Here is a 398-nt window from a genome sequence, read left to right on the forward strand (position 1 = left end):
ATCTAAAAAGGCAAAAAGAATCGCAAAAATACAACTTATGCTAATTATGAGAATAAAAATATATTTCAAATCGACATGTAAAAGGAGAATTTTTCGTTTATTAGTAGGTGAACTAGCGGTTTGAATATCAGATTTCATCTTTGTTTTTGTCGATTTTTAGATAGCCTCATATTTATAATAGTAAGAAAGTTTAATGTTTGTTTCTTTCTGTTTTATTAGAACACAAGGTTAAATAATACGCGCTGAAGAGCAAAGGTGAATTGAGCGTGTGCCATAGCAGCAATAAGCAAGCAGAGGAAGTGGTGCTGTTTTTAAAATTGTTTGCATAGCTTCAATGTGAAATTTTTCTATAACCGAAGGTGTAATAGGAATATAATGAGATTATATTCCATATTGAT

Annotated in this window: 1 pseudogene; it reads right to left on the reverse strand. The window is 29.9% G+C overall.

Features of this window, described 5'->3' with window-relative positions:
- Positions 1-228: 228 nt before the first annotated feature.
- Positions 229-381, reverse strand: a pseudogene (locus J7R05_RS08735) (beta-lactamase hydrolase domain-containing protein); the annotation flags it as partial.
- Between the last annotated feature and the right edge of the window lie 17 nt (positions 382-398).

It is taken from the genome of Bartonella capreoli, from assembly GCF_902813205.1.
In the GTDB taxonomy this organism is placed as follows: domain Bacteria; phylum Pseudomonadota; class Alphaproteobacteria; order Rhizobiales; family Rhizobiaceae; genus Bartonella; species Bartonella schoenbuchensis.